Here is a 15,640-nt window from a genome sequence, read left to right as displayed (position 1 = left end):
CCGGCATGCCCGAGGGTGACTCCCTGGTCCGGGTGGCCAACCGGTTGCGCCCCGTGCTGGCCGGGCAGTCCCTGCTGCGCACCGACTTCCGGGTCCCCCAGCTGGCCACCGCAGACCTGTCCGGCAGCACCGTGGGCGCGGTGTGGCCGCGGGCCAAGTACCTGGTCATCGAGACCGGTGAGCGCGCCGTGCTGTCCCACCTGAAGATGGAGGGGCACTGGGACGTGTACTCGCGCACCGGTCCCGACGGCGGCCCGGTCCGGCCCCGGTGGCGCTCCCCCGGTTGGCAGGCCCGGTGCGTCCTGGAGACGGCCGGGGACCAGGTCGTCGGGTTCCAGCTCGGACTGCTGGAGGTACTGCCGACGGCCTCCGTCGCCGAGCGGCTGGCCTTCCTGGGACCGGACCTGCTCGATCCGGCGTGGGATGACCCCGCGGACGCGGCCCGGCTGCTCCGTGAGTCGGTGGCGCGGCTGCAGGCGGACCCGCAGCGGCCGATCGGGCTGGCCCTGCTGGACCAGCGCCTGGTCTCCGGGATCGGCAACATCTACCGCTGCGAGACCCTGCTGCTGGCCGGGCTCCACCCCCACCGGCCGGTGGGTGCCGTGCCGGACCTGCCCGGACTGGTGCTGCTGGCGCGGGACCTGATGCGGGTCAACACCGGCCCCGGGCCGCGCGGTACCACCGGGGTCCTGCCCGACGGCGACGCCGCCTACGGCGTCCGGGTGCGGCCCGCCCCGGAGGGGCGCCGCGCGGGGGGCCGGCGGGACGCGGGCGGCGCGCGGTTCACGCCGGGCGGGGTTCCCGTGGACGGCGATCCACGCGGCCGCGCCGGAGCGGCGAGCACGGCAAGCGCTGCCGGCGCTGCCGTTGCTGCCGGTGCCGGGCTGCCCACCCGCCGGCAACCGAACTACTGGGTCTACGGCCGGGAGCGGAAGGGCTGCCTGCGCTGTGGCGGACCGGTCGTCGTCGAGCAGTTCGGGGACCTCGAGTCCGGGACCCCCGAGCGCGTGCTCTTCTGGTGCCCCCACTGCCAACGGTGACGGCCGGGTGGACGGGGTGGATCGGCTGACGACACCTGACGGTTGACGGGGCGGGGTCGGCTGACGGGGTGGTTGCGCACGGGTTACCGTGAAGGCCGGAACGAACGCCGGGGCCTGACACGGTGGCGAGCCTGCGGGCCGCCCACCGGAGGGCGCCCGGGGACCATCCCCGGCGCCGGGAGCCCGGACGCCGACGCGACAGGAGGAGCCATGGCCGACCCCTTCCCCGACGACCCCGCCCGCCGCACCGTGGCCCTGGTGCTGGCCGGCGGCCGCGGATCACGGCTCTCGCCGCTGACCGATGCGCGGTCCAAGCCCGCCGTCCCCGTCGCCGGGCAGTACCGGCTGATCGACGTGGTGCTGTCCAACCTGGCCCACTCGGGGCTCCGGGACGTGTGGGTGGCCGAGCAGTACCGTCCCTTCACCCTGAACCAGCACCTGGCCGGGGGCAGGCCCTGGGACCTGGACGGAACCCGCCACGGCCTGCGGATCCTGCCCCCCGCGGAGGGCCGCATCGAGGAGGGGTTCTCCGCCGGCAACGGCCACGCCCTGTTCCAGCAGCTGTCCCTGCTGGAGGCCTTCGGCGCGGAGACCGTCGTGGTGCTCAGCGCCGACCACCTCTACCAGTTCGACCTCGGTCCGGCCCTGGACCAGCACCGCGAGCGCGGCTCGGACCTGACGGTCGTGACCACCGAGACCGACGAGGACCCGTCCCGGTTCGGCGTGGTGCAGGTGGCCCGCGACGGCACGGTCACCGACTACGACTACAAGCCCGAGGACCCCGCCGGGAACCTGGTGGCGGCCGAGATCTTCCTCTTCGACGTCGCCGCCCTGGCCCGGGCCACCCGCCGCCTCACCGCGGAACGAGACGACCCGGAGGGCACCTCCCTGGGTGACTACGGGGAGACGATCCTGCCGCACTTCGTCCAGGAGTGCCGCGTCCACGAGTACCGGCTCGAGGGGTACTGGAGGGACATCGGGACCATCGACGCCTACTTCAAGGCCCACATGGAGCTGCTGGAGCAGCGAGGCCTGCAATTGAGCAGGCCCGGCTGGCCGTTGATCACCAACGCCGAGTCCACGCCCCCGGCCTGGATCGACACGAGGGCCACCGTCTCGACCTCGCTCATCTCCGCCGGCGCCCGGATCCACGGCGAGGTCGAGCACAGCGTCATCGGGCCCGGCGTGGTCGTGGAGGCCGGGGCCAGGGTGTCCCGGTCGGTCCTGCTGGGCCAGGCGACCGTGCCGGCCGGCGCGGTGCTGGAATCGGTGATCGCCGACGTCGGCGCCGAGATCCCCGCCGGCCGGACGGGCCGCACCCGGCCCGGCCCCGGCAACATCACCGTCCTGGTGCCGGCCGACCGCGGGCCGGACAGCGACGACGAGACCACCGGCCACTGACCCGGACCGCCGGGCCGGACAGCTCAGGTGCGGGACCCGTCGCCGTCCGGGGACGTCCCCGGCGCCGGATCCCGCACCTGATGCACGGGTGGTGCGGGCCCGCGGTGGAGCGGGCCCGCACCGGCCTCACCGCACGTCGGCGGTCTGGGCCTCCTCCGCGTCCTCGAGGGTGACGCCGGCCTGGCGCAGCCCGCGCTCGACGGCATCCACCAGGTAGGGCCGCAGTCCGCCGGCCGGCACGATGACATCCACCGAGCCCACCTCGCGGGCCCGCTCGATGCTGTGCTTGCGGTCGAACTCGGAGCCCACCTCGCTGAGCTTCTCCGAACGCACCTCGGCGCGCAGCTCGGTCAGCTGGACGAGCATCCGGGCACGGTCGGTGTCATCCGCGGCCTCCACGGCGGCGATCAGCTCCTGGACCCGCGGATCCGCGGCCACCCGGGCGTTGACGTCCTTGGTGAACACCACCGCGGCGGCCGAGGACCCGCCGAGCACGGAGGCGTAGGCGCCCTCGACGGCGGCGACCTCCATGGTCTCGTTCAGCGTGCCCGAGAAGACCACGAAGGCACCGCCGTGGTACCGCGTGAGCACGCAGAACACGATCGGGCCGTCGAAGTTCACGATCGCCCGGCCGATCTCGGCGCCGTACTCCAGCTGCCAGGTCCGCATCGACTCCGGGGAGCCGTCGAAGCCGGACAGGTTGGCCAGCACCACCAGCGGCCGGTTGCCGCTGGCCGCGTTGATCGCCCGCGCCGTCTTCTTGGACGAGCGCGGGAACAGGGTGCCCGCGGTCCACTGGTCCGGACCGTCGGTCGGGTACTGGCCCGTGCGCTGCACCGCGCGGGACTCGATGCCCACGAGGCACACCGGGTGACCGCCCAGGTGCGCGTCGAAGACCACGGAGGTGTCGGCGTCGGCCATGTCCGCCCAGCGCTCGAGCACCTTGTGGTCCTGGTCCGCGACCGCCCGCATCACCGTGCGGATGTCGTAGGGCTTCTTCCGGTCCGGGTTCGCCTCGGCCGAGAAGATGTCCCCGACCGTGGTGAAGTCGCTGGACGGGTGGGTGTGCGGATAGGTCCGCACGTCCCGGTCCACCGGGTCCGACGTGGGAGCCGGGCGCGGGAAGCGCTCCCCCGGGGCGACGTAGGCGTGGTCGTAGTGCGCGAACAGCACGTCCACCGCCGAGGCCAGGTCCGGGGCCCAGTACTGCGCCTGGCCGTTCGGGCCCATGACGCGGTCGTAACCACCGATGCCGAAGTTGTCCTCGGCGGAGACACCGCCCGCGTAGTCCAGGGAGTGCTTGCCGGTGAGCACCATGGCGCTGTCCGGGGTCATCACGAGGATGCCCTTGGTGTGCATGAGCATGGTCGCCTCGGCGTTCCAGTACGGCTGCGCACCCACGTTGATCCCGGCCACGACGATGTTCACCTCGCCGCCGCCCTGCGTGAAGGTCACGATCCGGCGCAGCGCGCGGGACACCCAGTCCATGTTCTCGGTGCCGCGATCCATGGAGATCTCGGCACCGGCGGACAGCGCGAACCACTCGACCGGGATGCCCTTCTCCTCGGCGAGGTCGATCGCGGCCACCACCCGGGCGCACTCCGGCTCGGCCAGCGAGCCCAGCGCCTTGGTCGGGTCCCCGAACAGCACCACGCGGCTCATGCCCTCGGGGTACCGCTTGGTCGGCGTGGTGACCACGCCGGCCACGATGCCCGCCGTGTTCTTCCCGTACGGACGGTCCACGGGGACCATCCGGCCGACCTCGTCCAGGTCGTGTTCGCTGAACGAACCCGTCTCGCCGGTGAGCATGGGGATGATCTCGTACGGGTACACGTTCCCGCGGGACCGTGCCCGGTGGACCTTCTGCGTGTAGGCGTCCATCGGCGGCAGCGGCTCCGTGTCCGGCTCCGTCACCCGGATGCTGACGCCTCCGGCCTCGAAGACGTAGCGCAGGGCCTGCTCGTGCGGCTCCGCGCCCGGCCGGTCCTGCATGCGGAAGACCAGGGTGATCTCCTCGAGGCCCACACCCAGGGTCAGCGGACGGAGGTTGCGGGCCACCACGGCCGCGATCTCCTCGATGCGGTGGTCGAACACCGGCCAGGCGTACAGCACCACCCGGTTCGCGAACAGCCGGCGCTTGGTGCCGCGCCGGGCCTGCGCGCGGCGGATGCCGGCCAGGCAGGCGGCGATGGTGCGCTCGGCCACCGGCAGTCCGGTGACGTTGCCCTCCGCGTCCAGGTCCGGGGTGACGTCGCGAATCTCGGCGAGCGCCACGATGCGCTCGTCGGCCGGGTTCTCCTTGGCCTCGAGGTGGAAGAGGAAGGTGTCCGGTTCGGCCGGCAGTCGCGTCCCGTTGAACTCCTTCAGTCGCCACAGTTCCACGCGCTGACCCGTGAGCGGGTGCATGTCCCGCGTGACCCGCTCCTCCTGCAGCTGCCCGCCCGAGGGACGGAAGGTGAACTGGCGGTGGGCCGAGCCCGCGGGGCCGAAGGCGGCGACGCTGACGCGCCGGGCCACGGCGGTCCAGCCGGTCGCCGAGAGCGCCTCCCGCAGCGCGTCGGACATCTCGTCCGGGTCCTCGGGACGGCCGTCCCAGGACAGGTAGAGGTCCAGGACGATCTCGCCGTCGAGTCCGGCCGCGACCGGCTCCAGGGCCGAGAGGGTCTCCCGGAGCCCTTCGAAGGACCCCACGGCGGAGACCAGTGCCAGCCGGGTCCCGCGCAGGTCGAAGGTCCCGGTGATCACGGGGCGCCCCGCCGCCGTGACCGACTGCACGTCGGTCAGGGTGCGGATCTTGTAGAACCGGCGTGTGATGGCCTCGAGCAGTTCGGCCTCGCCGATCCGGTTGCCGCGCACCGACTCCCCGACCAGGCTCAGGATCGGCTCCGGTCCGGCGACGATCTCGTCGATCCGCGCCTGGCGGTCGCCGGCCTCCGGGTGCGCCGCGAGGTAGGAGACGCTGCCCCGCACCCGGTCGAAGACCTGTTCACGGGCGGCCCGGATGCGCGGCTCCTCGAAGAGGCGGTACCGGAGGTTGCGGGCCACGTCGCCGATGACCGAGAACCGGGCCTGGGTCGCCACGACGAGGCGGTCCAGCACCTCCTCCACGCCCCCGATCGTCCGGCCGATCGGCTGGCGGTCCTCGAGCCAGCGCTCGAGCAGCCCCAGGACGACGGGGACCTGGTGGTCGATGCGCTGCTGGGCCAGGAACAGGCGGAAGACCGCCTGCTCCAGCTCCGGGGTGCGGTCCAGGCTCATGACGTCGTAGTGCCGCAGGGCACGGGAGAGCCGGTCCTGGAACGACGTCGGCAGGCCCTCGCCCTCCGCGTCCAGGGAGTGCAGGTAGGTGTGGAAGTGCTCCCGCGGGCTGTGCACGCGGGTGTCCAGTTCGTCCTCCCGCAGTGCCGGCCGGTTGCGGGCGAGTTCGCACAGGTCCGCGAACGTCGTCAGCAGGTCGAGCTCGGCCTGGACCAGTCCGGCATCGTCCAGGGACTCGCGCTGCACGACCTCGTCGTAGTCGGCCAGCAGGTCCTTGCCCCGGGTCTCGCTCACGTCGAAGCCGGTGAGGAGGGCCCGCAGGCCGTGCAGGTGGGCCAGGGCCTCGCTCCGCGAGTCCTCCCCCGTGGTGATGTCCCCGGCGGTGAACTCGACCCGCGGGGCGTCGTCCGCGACGGCCTGGTCGTCCGCGGACTCGAGCCGGACGAGGGAGGCACCGGCGTCGACCTGGGTGTTGACCGCCGCCAGCACCTCCTTGACGCGGCCGGCCTGCGGGGCGCGCACGGAGGTCTCCATCTTCATCGCCTCGAGCACGACGAGCACGTCCCCGGCCTCGACCTCGTCCCCGACGCTGACCGGCACGGACATGACGACCGCCGGGGAGGGGGTGCGGACCAGTCCGGCCTCGTCGCGCGAGATCCGGTGGGAGACGCCGTCGACCTCGATGAGGTGGCCGCCGGTGCCCTCCACGGCGACGACCATGGAGGTCCCCTTGCCGGTGACGACCCGGCGCTCGTACTCACCCAGTCGCTCGACGTCGACCTGGGTCTCCCCGTGGTCGCCGATCACCCGGTACCGGTGCGGCCCGGTCTTCTTGACCGTGAACGCGTAGGGCTGGCCCTGGTGGGCGAGCTCGACCGGGCGGCCGACGGTGTGGTCGGCGCGCGGGCGGCCACCGTAGGCGGCGGCGAGGAAGCGCTGGCGCTCCAGGGCCTCCTCCGCCTCATACACCTCGGCGGCGGCCGTCAGCAGCGCGATGTCGGCCTTGTCGGACAGGGACGTGCCGGTGCCCGCGCCGGTCCGGTCCAGCCAGCCGGTGTCCGCCGAGGCCGTGATGAGCTCCTCGCGGTCCAGCAGGTCCAGCAGGAAGGACTTCGTGGTGGTGCCGCCCTCGATGACCACCGTGGTCTCCCGCAGCGCGGTGCGCAACCGTGCCAGCGCGGAGTCACGGTCCGGGCCCCAGGCGATGATCTTGGCGACCATGGAGTCGAAGTCCGGCGGGATGACGTCGCCCTGGCCGATGCCGGTGTCCACGCGGATGCCCGGTCCCAGCGGCAGGTCGAGCAGCTTCACGGTGCCGGGTGCGGCGGCGAACTCGTTGTCCGCGTCCTCGGCGTTCAGCCGGGCCTCGACCGCGTGACCGTTCTCGGCCGGCATCTCGCCCTCGAGCGGCTGGCCGGCGGCGACCTGCAGCTGCAGGCGGACCAGGTCCAGCCCCGTGGTCTCCTCGGTGATCGGGTGCTCCACCTGGAGCCGGGTGTTGACCTCGAGGAAGGTGAACAGCTGCTGTTCGGGCTGGTAGAGGTACTCCACGGTTCCGGCACCGAGGTACCCGGCGGCCCGGACCAGGTCGGCGGAGACCTGACGCAGGTGATCGGACTGCTCCCGGCTCAGCAGCGGCGAGCTGGACTCCTCGATGACCTTCTGGTTGCGGCGCTGGATCGAGCAGTCGCGCACGCCCGGGGCCCACACGTTGCCGTGGGCGTCCGCCATGACCTGCACCTCGACGTGGCGGGCGTGGGTGACCAGCCGCTCCATGAACACCACCGGGTCACCGAAGGACCGCAGCGCCTCGCCCTGGGTGCGTTCGAAGGCGGTCTCGAGCTCGTCCTCGGCGTACACCTTGCGGATGCCGCGGCCGCCGCCGCCGCTGCGGGCCTTGATGATCAGCGGGTAGCCGATGTTCTGCGCGTGCCGGCGGGCGTCGGCCATGCTCTCCACGGGCCCACCGCTCCACGGGGCCACCGGGACGCCGACCTTCTCGGCCAGCAGCTTCGCGGTCACCTTGTCGCCCAGCCGGCGCATGGCCTCGGCCGAGGGACCGATCAGGGTGATGCCCAGCTTGTCGCACAGCTCGGCGAAGTTGGGGTCCTCGGCCACGAAGCCCCAGCCCACCCAGGCGGCGTCCGCCCGGGACTCGACCAGCGCACGCTCCAGCTCGGCGTAGTCCAGGTAGGGGCTGCCGGTCCCCGTCTTGCGCAGGGCCACCGCCTCGTCGGCCTGGCGGACGAACATGGCCCGCCGCTCGGCCTCCGTGTACATGGCCACGGTGCGGATGCCGTGGCCGAACTGGGCGTTGACCTCCTTCACGGCCCGGATGAGCCGCACTGCGGCCTCACCGCGGTTCACTACTGCGATACGTTCGAACATTCCTGACGTCACCGTCTTTCCGTCACGGGGCTGGGGGGAGTTGTCGGGGTCCACGTGCTCAGTTGAAGGCAACGGCCACGTCCTCGACGGACGACCCGTGCTCGAACACGTGGGCGTCGGCGGCGGCGGCCGGGGCGGCCATCACGGCGGGGTCGACCCGCATGATCGCGTAGCCGGCCACCGATCCGGCACCGAAGCCCGGCGCGAAGATCCGGGTGGGCCGGTCGATCACGCCGTCGCGGACCGCGTCGAAGATCGCCAGGGGAATGGACGCGGAGGAGGTGTTCCCCACCCGGTCGATGTTGAAGAACAGCTGCTCGGGGGTCAGGCCGGACTTCGTGGCCAGGTCGATGACCATGGACTTGTTGGCCTGGTGGGGCACGATCAGCTCGACGCTGTCCAGCAGGGAGGAGGCCCGCCCGTCGGGATCCGGCAGTTCGGAGATCTCGCCCAGCATCTGGGCGAGGTACCGCCCGGCCAGGTCCTTCACCTCGGGCCCGTAGACGGTGAGGTTGTTGTCGAACTCCGGGTTGGGCCAGATGATCGAGTTCACCTGGCTCACCGGGCCGGACGCGTAGGTGTTGAGGTACTCCAGGTCCGGGGTCTCACCCTCGGGCGCGACGCCGATGAGCAGTGCCGCGGCGCCGTCGCCGAAGATCATCCGCGAGGGCCGGACGTTGCCGATCTTGTCCGAGAACTTCTCGGCGCAGACCACCAGCACCGGGCGCTCGACGTCCTGCAGGATGCGCGTGGCCTCGGCGAGCGCGTACGGCAGCCCCGCGCAGGCCGCGATGAGGTCGTAGGAGGCGTTGGTCTGGTGGATCCCCAGCTCCCCGGAGACGTAGGTGGCGATCGAGGGCATCAGCCGATCGTTGGTGCACGTGGCCACGATCACCGCCCCGACCTCCTCGGGCCCCACGCCGGCGTGGTCCAGCGCGGACCGGGCGGCGTTCAGCGCCAGGTCCTCCACCTGGGAGAAGGTGTAGAGGCGCTCGCGGATCCCGGTCTTGTCCACGATCTGCTCGGCGGTCATCGGGGACCAGTTGTAGGCGGAGTTGCGGATCAGGTCGTCGTTGGTGCAGATCTCCTCGCCCCCGGCCACCGCCAGGGCGAGGATCCGGGGCTGGACGGTCAGGTCCCGCACCACGATGGGCTTGTACGGGCGGACGGGGGCCTTGGCCTCGACGGCCGGCGCCCCGGCGCGACGGCGTCCGCTGTGGCCGGTGGTGGCGCGGCGGATGAAGCGCTGGACGTCACGGCTCTTGGGACGGTAGACGATCACGTAGTCCTCGTCCCGCAGCTCCCGGGCCTCGACCAGCTCGGTCTTCGACCGGTCCCAGGGGAACTGGTTGTGCAGCACCATCGACCAGCGGCGCAGGGCCTCCAGCTGGGGGACGTCCTCGTGGACGTCCAGGATCTCCTCGTCCCGGAACACGGGGTAGTTGGGGTCGTAGTCGGTGATCCGTGCCACCAGCTGGGACGGGTCGGCCAGGATCTGCTCGACCGTCGGCTTGATCGCGGACAGCTCGGTGGCGTGGAACCTCCGATGCGCGAACACGTCGAAGAGCGTCTTGAAGACCTCGTCCTCGACCGTCGCGTCCCACCGCGCGTCCAGGGTGGGGTAGACCTCGCGCACGGCCTCGACCTTCCGGCCGCCGTCCTCCCACGGGGTCAGCGCGGGGATGTAGACGTCCTCGCGGTTGCGCGGCACGTCCTTCCACCGGGTCACGTGCTTGTCGTACATCGTCATCGCGTACCGGTTCGTCCAGAACAGGTTCATGGCGATGTCGCGCAGCAGGTCGGAGCGCCGGGCGTACTTGCCCTGTTCGATCCGCTGCAGGATCTCCGTGCCGCTCGGTGCCTTGGACTCGAAGTCCCGCTGGATGACCTCCTCGAGCGTGTCCAGGCTGTCCAGTGCCGTCACATCCAGCTCCGGGATGAAATTGGAGGGGAAGACGAGCCTCCCGTGGCTGTTCTTCATGACGGACTGCAACATCGTGATCTCCTACTGTCTGGACCCATGGGCCTGGTGCGCCGCGGCGGTCTTCTCGCCCCTCCGGGGGTCAGCTACCCCTTCAGTCTCATGGTGATGTGGGTCTCCACGGGAAATGTGAACTGCCATGGCTCTAAATGTGGTCCGAGGGTGAACTCTTGCCCGTTTTAAGTGTTACCGGAAGGTTTATTCAGGTTACTAATTAGTAAATTCGAACTTACTGGTTAGTAGGAGAGCGTAATTGATCTCGTCCTGGTCTGGAAGACTAGAGGCGTGTCCGTTCCCCCTCCCCTGCCCGTGCGCGACGGCGTCAACGCCACCCGCCTCCGGCTCCCCTCCTCGGGCTGGGACAGTGTGCTGGACTACGTGCTGCACCGCTGGGGCCATGTCGACCCCGAGGGCATCGTGGAGCGGTTCCGCACCGGCGAGGTCCGCGCCGCCGACGGGACCGTGGTCGCCGAGGACACCCCGCTGGGGGTGCACGAGTCCGTCTGGTACTACCGGTCCGTGCCCCACGAGGAGCCCATCCCCTACGAGGTGACCGTCCTCCACCAGGACGAGCACCTGCTGGTGGCGGACAAGCCGCACTTCCTGCCCACGACCCCGGGCGGCCGCTTCGTGCAGGAGTCCGCCCTGGTGCGGTTGCGCAACCAACTGGGACTGGACCACCTCGTGCCGATGCACCGCCTGGACCGGGCGACGGCCGGCGTCGTGCTGTTCTCCACCCATCCGGACACCCGCGGCGCCTACCAGGTGCTCTTCGAGCGCCGGCAGGTCTGGAAGGTCTACGAGGCCGTGGCCGCCCTGCAGGCCGGGACACGGCCCGAGACGCTGTCCGCCCGGTTCCCGTTGACCTACCGGAACCGGATGGACAAGGTCAAGGGCGTGCTGACCGCCCGGACCCTGGACTACGGTCCGCTCCATTCCGGGCACTCGCCCGGCACCCCGGCCCGGAAGGGCCGGCGGACCAACCGGCCCACCATCGGCGCCAACGCCGAGACCCGCATCGAGCTGCTGGGCACCGGGGTGTCCACGGGTGCCTGGGCGGGCGCCGCCGTCGCGCACCTGCGGTTGTTCCCGAGGACGGGACGCACCCACCAGCTGCGCGTGCACCTGGCGGCACTGGGCCTGGGCATCCTGAACGACCCGTTCTACCCGCGACTGCTGGACGCCGCCCCGGACGACTACGACCGGCCCCTGCAGCTGCTGGCCCACACCATCGGCTTCACCGATCCGCTGACGGGTGAGCAGCGGCAGTTCAGCTCCGGGCTGCGGCTGCGGGAACGACCCGTGGCATGACCGGGCTCGACGCGGCCTGGATCGAGTCCCTCGGCTGGTGGTTCCACCCGCTGACCGCGCTGCTGGTGGCCCTGGACGCGCCGGTGCCCCCCGTGCCGAGCGAGCTGTTCGTCATCGGCTCCGGGGCCATGGCGCAGCTCGGGACCGTGGGGCTCGCCCCCTCCCTGCTGGCCGCCTGGCTGGGCTGCTGGGCCGGGGACGTGGGGCTCTACGCCCTGTTCCGGTACCGGCTCACCGGCCTGCTGGACCGCGCCACGTGGGGCCAGCGCATCCACCGGGGCATCCTGCGGCTGCTGGACCGGGCCGGCCCGGCCCCCAGCTACGCCACGCTGTTCGTGCTGCGGTTCGTCTCCGGCGGGCGGACCGCCTCGATGGCGACCGCGGGGATCGCGTCCCTGCCCTGGAGGCCCTTCCTGGTGCTGTCCGGCGGTGGGGCCCTGGTCTGGACCCTCTACATGGTGGGCCTGGGCTGGGTCACCGGGAGCGCGACTGGCCTTCCGACATGGGCGAGCGCGGTGGTGGGCATGGTGTTGGGTACCCTTCTAGGGTTGGTCATTGCGGGGGTGATCGCCGTCCGGCGGCGCTCCAGGGAGGGGTGAATGGTGGACGAGACGTCCTCTTCCTCGGCCGCGCTGCACCGGATGAAGGCTGCAGCGGACAGGTCCACCGGCCCGGTGTCGCCCGGCCCGGTCTCCGGGTCGCGCCCGGAGGAACCCGCCGACGGACACTCGTCCGCCCGCCGGTCCGACGGTCCGTCCGGGGAGCAGGTCGGCCGCCAGGACGAACGCCCGGACGGCCGTGGGGTCGAGGCCGTCGACCGCGGTGACCGCGGGACGCCCGGGCACCGCGCGCCGGAGGGCGTCACGGCCGCCCAGGCGCGGTTGCGCCACGCCAACCTGCGCGAACCCGTCAATCCCGTGGAGTCCCTCAACGAGTGGCTGGACGGGCTCGGGGAACCGGACTGGGACAAGGTCTCCCAGGCGATCTACGAGTCCCCCGCCCATGCCAAGGCGGCCTACGAACAGGCCAAGGTCCGCCTGGCCGAGGAACGTGAACGCCGCGCGGAGGAGCGCCGGCAGGCCGAGATCGCCCGCCGCGAGGCCGCCGAGCGCGCCGAGGCCGAGCGGCGGGAGGCCGAACGCCTCGCCGAGGAGGAACGGCTGGAGGCCGAACGGCTCGCCGCCGAGCGGGCCGAGGCCGAGCGCCTGGAGGCCGAGCGCCGCGCACGGGAGCAGGCCCGCCTGGAGGCCCAGCGCCGCGCCGAGGAGGAGGCCCGGCTCGAGGCCGAGCGCCGGCTGGAGGCCCAGCGCGCCGAGGAGGAGGCCCTCCGCCTGGAGATGGAACGCCAGGAGCAGGAGGAGTGGCTCCGGCGCCAGCGCGAGCGGGAGACCTGGGCGTTGCAGGCCGCTGCCCGCGAGGCGGACGGTACCGACTGGGTCCCCCCGGCGGAGCGCCGTCCCCTGCTCGAGGAGCGGGGCGAGGACCTCACCGATGCCGAGCTGCTGGACCGCGCCCGGATCTTCCTGCCGGAGTGGCGGCACCGGTACCGCATCCTGGAGAAGGCCCAGGCCATCGAGGCCGCCACGCTGGGTCCCCGGTCCGCACCGTCGGCCTATGCGTCCCCGGAGGCCTATGGGGACGACGGGGACTTCTGGGATCACGTGGGGGAGCCCGAGGCCGGCCGGTACATCCCGCCCTACAACCTGCCCTCCCGCGAACCGGACCCCCTGCCGGGGTTCCTCGACCTGCTGCGCCAGATCACCGTGACGATCGCCTGGCTGCTGTTCGTGGCCGGCGGGATCTACGGGCTCGGCTTCCTCGGCGAGGACCCCACCGGCCCCTGGCTCCACGACCTGCACGGCGGCCGCTTCGCCGGCGGGTACTCGATGCTGTCCATGGCCTCGTGGGCCATGCTGGTCTGGCCCCTGCTGTGGCTCGCCCTGGGCGTGTACACCATCCACCAGTGGATGCCGTCCCAGGCCGCCGCCGCGCGCCAGCGGACCACCGGGTGGCGCGTGTCCGGGGCCATGGTGGCGGCCGTGGCGTGGTTCGTGATCGCCCGCAGCGGGGTCATGCTCGGTGCCGAACTCGTCGTCTGGCTGGCCCTGACGTCCCTGCTGGTGGGCTCCATCCACCAGCTGAACCTCTACACCGCGCGCACGCCGGTGGAACGGGTCATCACCGACGGGATGATCGGCCTGTTCACCGGCTGGGCGGTCATCTACGCGGCCACGAACACCTCCATCTGGCTGCAGTCCCTGGGCCTGAACCTGCTGTGGATCCCGGGCGCGGTGTGGGCGGTGCTCACGATCGTCGTGGTGGTCTGGGGCACGGCCATGATGGCCATGACCGAGCGCGGACGCATCACCATCGCCCTGGGACTGACCTGGGGGCTGGTGGCCATCCTGGTACCCCGACTGGTCGGATCCATGCACTCCGTGTGGGTCGCGATCGTCGCCGCGATGGGCCTGTTCGTGGTGCTGCTGGCCACGGAGAACCGGCGCTACCGGATCAACCACGCCGAGCACCGGGCGGCGCTGGGCCACGCGGTCGACGACGTCTGACCGTTCCGGGGCGGGCCGGGCCCGGCCCGGCGTTCATCGTCCCGGGCCGACCGGCTCCCACCGGCCGCGGGCGCGGCGCAGGACCTCGAGCCGCCCGGTGGTGGCCACCTCCATCACCGCCAGCCGCATCTGCGCCGCGGCACTGAGGGCCGCGCGGTTCTCCCCGTCCCAGGTGGACTCCGGCACCGTGAACCGCAGGACGATCCGCGGCACCCGGGCCACCACCTCCAGGTCCTTGGCCTCCACCGTGTACACGGACGCCAGGGCGGCCTCCGCGGTGGCCATGACCTCCTCGGGGGCGTGGCCGGGCAGCAGGTCGCCGATCTGCAGGCGGACACGGAAGGAGGGCATGGGAGCCATTCTAGGAAGCGCCGGCCGGGGGACCGGCGGAATACGGCCGGGCCACCGCGTGGTTGTGCCCAGCATGAGCCTTCTCTTCGAACCCGCCACCGTGGCCGGCCAGACCCTCCGCAACCGCCTGATCCTGCCCCCGATGTGCCAGTACATCGTGGGCACGAAGGACGGCGTGCCCGGCCCCTGGCAGATGGTCCACCTGGGCGCGCGGGCGGCCGGTGGCTTCGGCATGGTCGTGGCGGAGGCCACCGCCGTCGTCCCCGAGGGGCGGATCTCCGACCAGGACACCGGGCTGTGGAACGACGCCCAACGCGACGCCTGGGCGCCGATCACCGACTTCATCCGCTCCCAGGGCGCCGTGCCCGGGATCCAGCTGGCCCACGCCGGGTCCAAGGCCTCCACCTGGCCGGCGCGTCCCGGTTTCGACCAGGGCCCCATCCCGCCGGAGGAGGGCGGCTGGGAGACCGTCTCGCCGTCGGGCATCCCCGCCGTCTCCGTGACCGCGCCCACCCGCGAGATGACCGAGGCTGAGATCGAGGAGGTCATCGCGGCCTTCGTCGCCGCGGCACGGCGCGCGGATGCCGCCGGCTTCGACGCGGTGGTGGTCCACGGCGCGCACGGTTACCTGCTGCACCAGTTCCTGTCCCCCGTCACCAACCACCGCACCGACCAGTGGGGCGGTTCCTTCGAGAACCGCACCCGCCTGGTGCGCCGCGTGGTCGCCGGCATCCGCGAGGTCTGGCCCGGTGACAAGGTCCTGGGCCTGCGGCTCTCGGGGTCCGACTGGGTGGAGAGCAGCTGGGCCGCGGAGGACACCGTGCGCCTGGTGCGCACGCTCGTGGCCGACGGGCTGGACTGGGTCGACCTGTCCTCCGGTGGCATCGGGGACACCTACCTCGGCCCGAAGGGCCCGGGGTACCAGGTGCCCCTCGCCGAGGCCGTGAAGCGTGGCACCGAGGACCTCGACCTGGCACCCGGGCGCGGCCTCACGGTGGACGGGCCCGACGGCGGCGCCCGCCGGCTGTTCGTCTCCACCGTCGGTTCCATCACCTCCGACGAGACGGCCGAGGCCGTCCTGGTCAACGACCGCGCGGACGCCGTCGGCATCGGCCGCGCCGCCCTGGTGCGCCCGAACTGGCCCGCCGAGGCGGCCCTGTCCCTGGGGGACGACCGCTTCCGCCAGTTCGTCGCCGCGCCCTACCACGGCGGCAAGTGGGGACGGTCCTGAACCGGCGACTACCCTGACTCAGGTGCTGCCCTTCCTGCTGATCCAGACTCGCGCGGACGACGCCGTCGCCGCGGACGAGGTCCGCTCCACCACCGTCCTGGGCGGTTTCGGCCCG

The 15,640-nt window shown here is 72.2% G+C and carries 9 protein-coding genes; 6 read left to right on the top strand and 3 right to left on the bottom strand.

The annotated features are described in order from the left end of the window. Positions 1 to 5 precede the first annotated feature (5 nt). Positions 6 to 1,040 carry a DNA-formamidopyrimidine glycosylase family protein gene (locus tag GGQ69_RS00050; RefSeq protein ID WP_183523250.1) on the top strand — a complete coding sequence of 345 codons (1,035 nt, stop codon included), beginning with the start codon at positions 6 to 8 and terminating at the stop codon, positions 1,038 to 1,040. 210 nt (positions 1,041 to 1,250) lie between these two features. Further along, positions 1,251 to 2,441: a glucose-1-phosphate adenylyltransferase family protein gene (locus GGQ69_RS00045; protein WP_183523249.1), complete on the top strand. Its 1,191-nt coding sequence runs from the start codon at positions 1,251 to 1,253 to the stop codon at positions 2,439 to 2,441. Between the two features lie 126 nt (positions 2,442 to 2,567). Here the strand turns inward: GGQ69_RS00045 and GGQ69_RS00040 are convergent, their stop codons facing one another. Together GGQ69_RS00040 and GGQ69_RS00035 are read right to left on the bottom strand one after the other, a co-directional pair. Beyond that, positions 2,568 to 8,087, bottom strand: a complete 5,520-nt coding sequence (locus tag GGQ69_RS00040) for a carboxyl transferase domain-containing protein (RefSeq protein ID WP_183523248.1) — start codon at positions 8,085 to 8,087, stop codon at positions 2,568 to 2,570. 58 nt (positions 8,088 to 8,145) lie between these two features. Further along, entirely contained in the window at positions 8,146 to 10,083 is a 1,938-nt protein-coding gene (locus GGQ69_RS00035) for a ketoacyl-ACP synthase III (RefSeq protein WP_183523247.1), read from the bottom strand. 270 nt (positions 10,084 to 10,353) lie between these two features. On the opposite strand from GGQ69_RS00035, the gene GGQ69_RS00030 reads away from it, so the two are divergent. Genes GGQ69_RS00030 through GGQ69_RS00020 form a run of 3 tightly spaced genes read left to right on the top strand, consistent with a single transcriptional unit; the run spans position 10,354 to position 13,943 of the window. Continuing rightward, a complete protein-coding gene (locus GGQ69_RS00030) occupies positions 10,354 to 11,379 on the top strand; it encodes a pseudouridine synthase (RefSeq protein ID WP_183523246.1) in 1,026 nt (341 codons plus the stop codon). Next, positions 11,376 to 11,978 carry a DedA family protein gene (locus GGQ69_RS00025; RefSeq protein WP_183523245.1) on the top strand — a complete coding sequence of 201 codons (603 nt, stop codon included), beginning with the start codon at positions 11,376 to 11,378 and terminating at the stop codon, positions 11,976 to 11,978. Before GGQ69_RS00030 ends, GGQ69_RS00025 begins: the two co-directional genes overlap by 4 nt. Continuing rightward, the gene (locus GGQ69_RS00020; RefSeq protein ID WP_183523243.1) at positions 11,979 to 13,943 is read left to right on the top strand and encodes a DMT family transporter; all 1,965 of its coding nucleotides are present in this window, start codon (positions 11,979 to 11,981) and stop codon (positions 13,941 to 13,943) included. 33 nt (positions 13,944 to 13,976) lie between these two features. Here the strand turns inward: GGQ69_RS00020 and GGQ69_RS00015 are convergent, their stop codons facing one another. Beyond that, complete coding sequence (locus GGQ69_RS00015; protein WP_183523241.1) at positions 13,977 to 14,294, bottom strand: hypothetical protein; 318 nt, start codon at positions 14,292 to 14,294, stop codon at positions 13,977 to 13,979. A 73-nt stretch (positions 14,295 to 14,367) separates the two neighbouring features. Between GGQ69_RS00015 and GGQ69_RS00010 the strand changes: the two genes are divergently transcribed. Continuing rightward, a complete protein-coding gene (locus GGQ69_RS00010) occupies positions 14,368 to 15,525 on the top strand; it encodes an NADH:flavin oxidoreductase/NADH oxidase (protein ID WP_183523239.1) in 1,158 nt (385 codons plus the stop codon). The last annotated feature ends 115 nt before the right edge of the window (positions 15,526 to 15,640 follow it).

The organism is Micrococcus sp. TA1 (assembly GCF_014199555.1).
Classification (GTDB): domain Bacteria; phylum Actinomycetota; class Actinomycetes; order Actinomycetales; family Micrococcaceae; genus Citricoccus.
Note: the sequence above shows the minus strand (reverse complement) of the source record. Positions and strands in the feature narration are given on the sequence as shown.

Bases quoted from the DNA above. Each gene is read 5' to 3' on its own strand.
- GGQ69_RS00050 (WP_183523250.1), top strand. From the start codon at position 6: ATGCCCGAGGGTGACTCCCTGGTCCGGGTGGCCAACCGGTTGCGCCCC.
- GGQ69_RS00010 (WP_183523239.1), top strand. From the start codon at position 14,368: ATGAGCCTTCTCTTCGAACCCGCCACCGTGGCCGGCCAGACCCTCCGC.
- GGQ69_RS00025 (WP_183523245.1), top strand. From the start codon at position 11,376: ATGACCGGGCTCGACGCGGCCTGGATCGAGTCCCTCGGCTGGTGGTTC.
- GGQ69_RS00045 (WP_183523249.1), top strand. From the start codon at position 1,251: ATGGCCGACCCCTTCCCCGACGACCCCGCCCGCCGCACCGTGGCCCTG.
- GGQ69_RS00020 (WP_183523243.1), top strand. From the start codon at position 11,979: ATGGTGGACGAGACGTCCTCTTCCTCGGCCGCGCTGCACCGGATGAAG.
- GGQ69_RS00015 (WP_183523241.1), bottom strand. From the start codon at position 14,294: ATGCCCTCCTTCCGTGTCCGCCTGCAGATCGGCGACCTGCTGCCCGGC.
- GGQ69_RS00040 (WP_183523248.1), bottom strand. From the start codon at position 8,087: ATGTTCGAACGTATCGCAGTAGTGAACCGCGGTGAGGCCGCAGTGCGG.
- GGQ69_RS00035 (WP_183523247.1), bottom strand. From the start codon at position 10,083: ATGTTGCAGTCCGTCATGAAGAACAGCCACGGGAGGCTCGTCTTCCCC.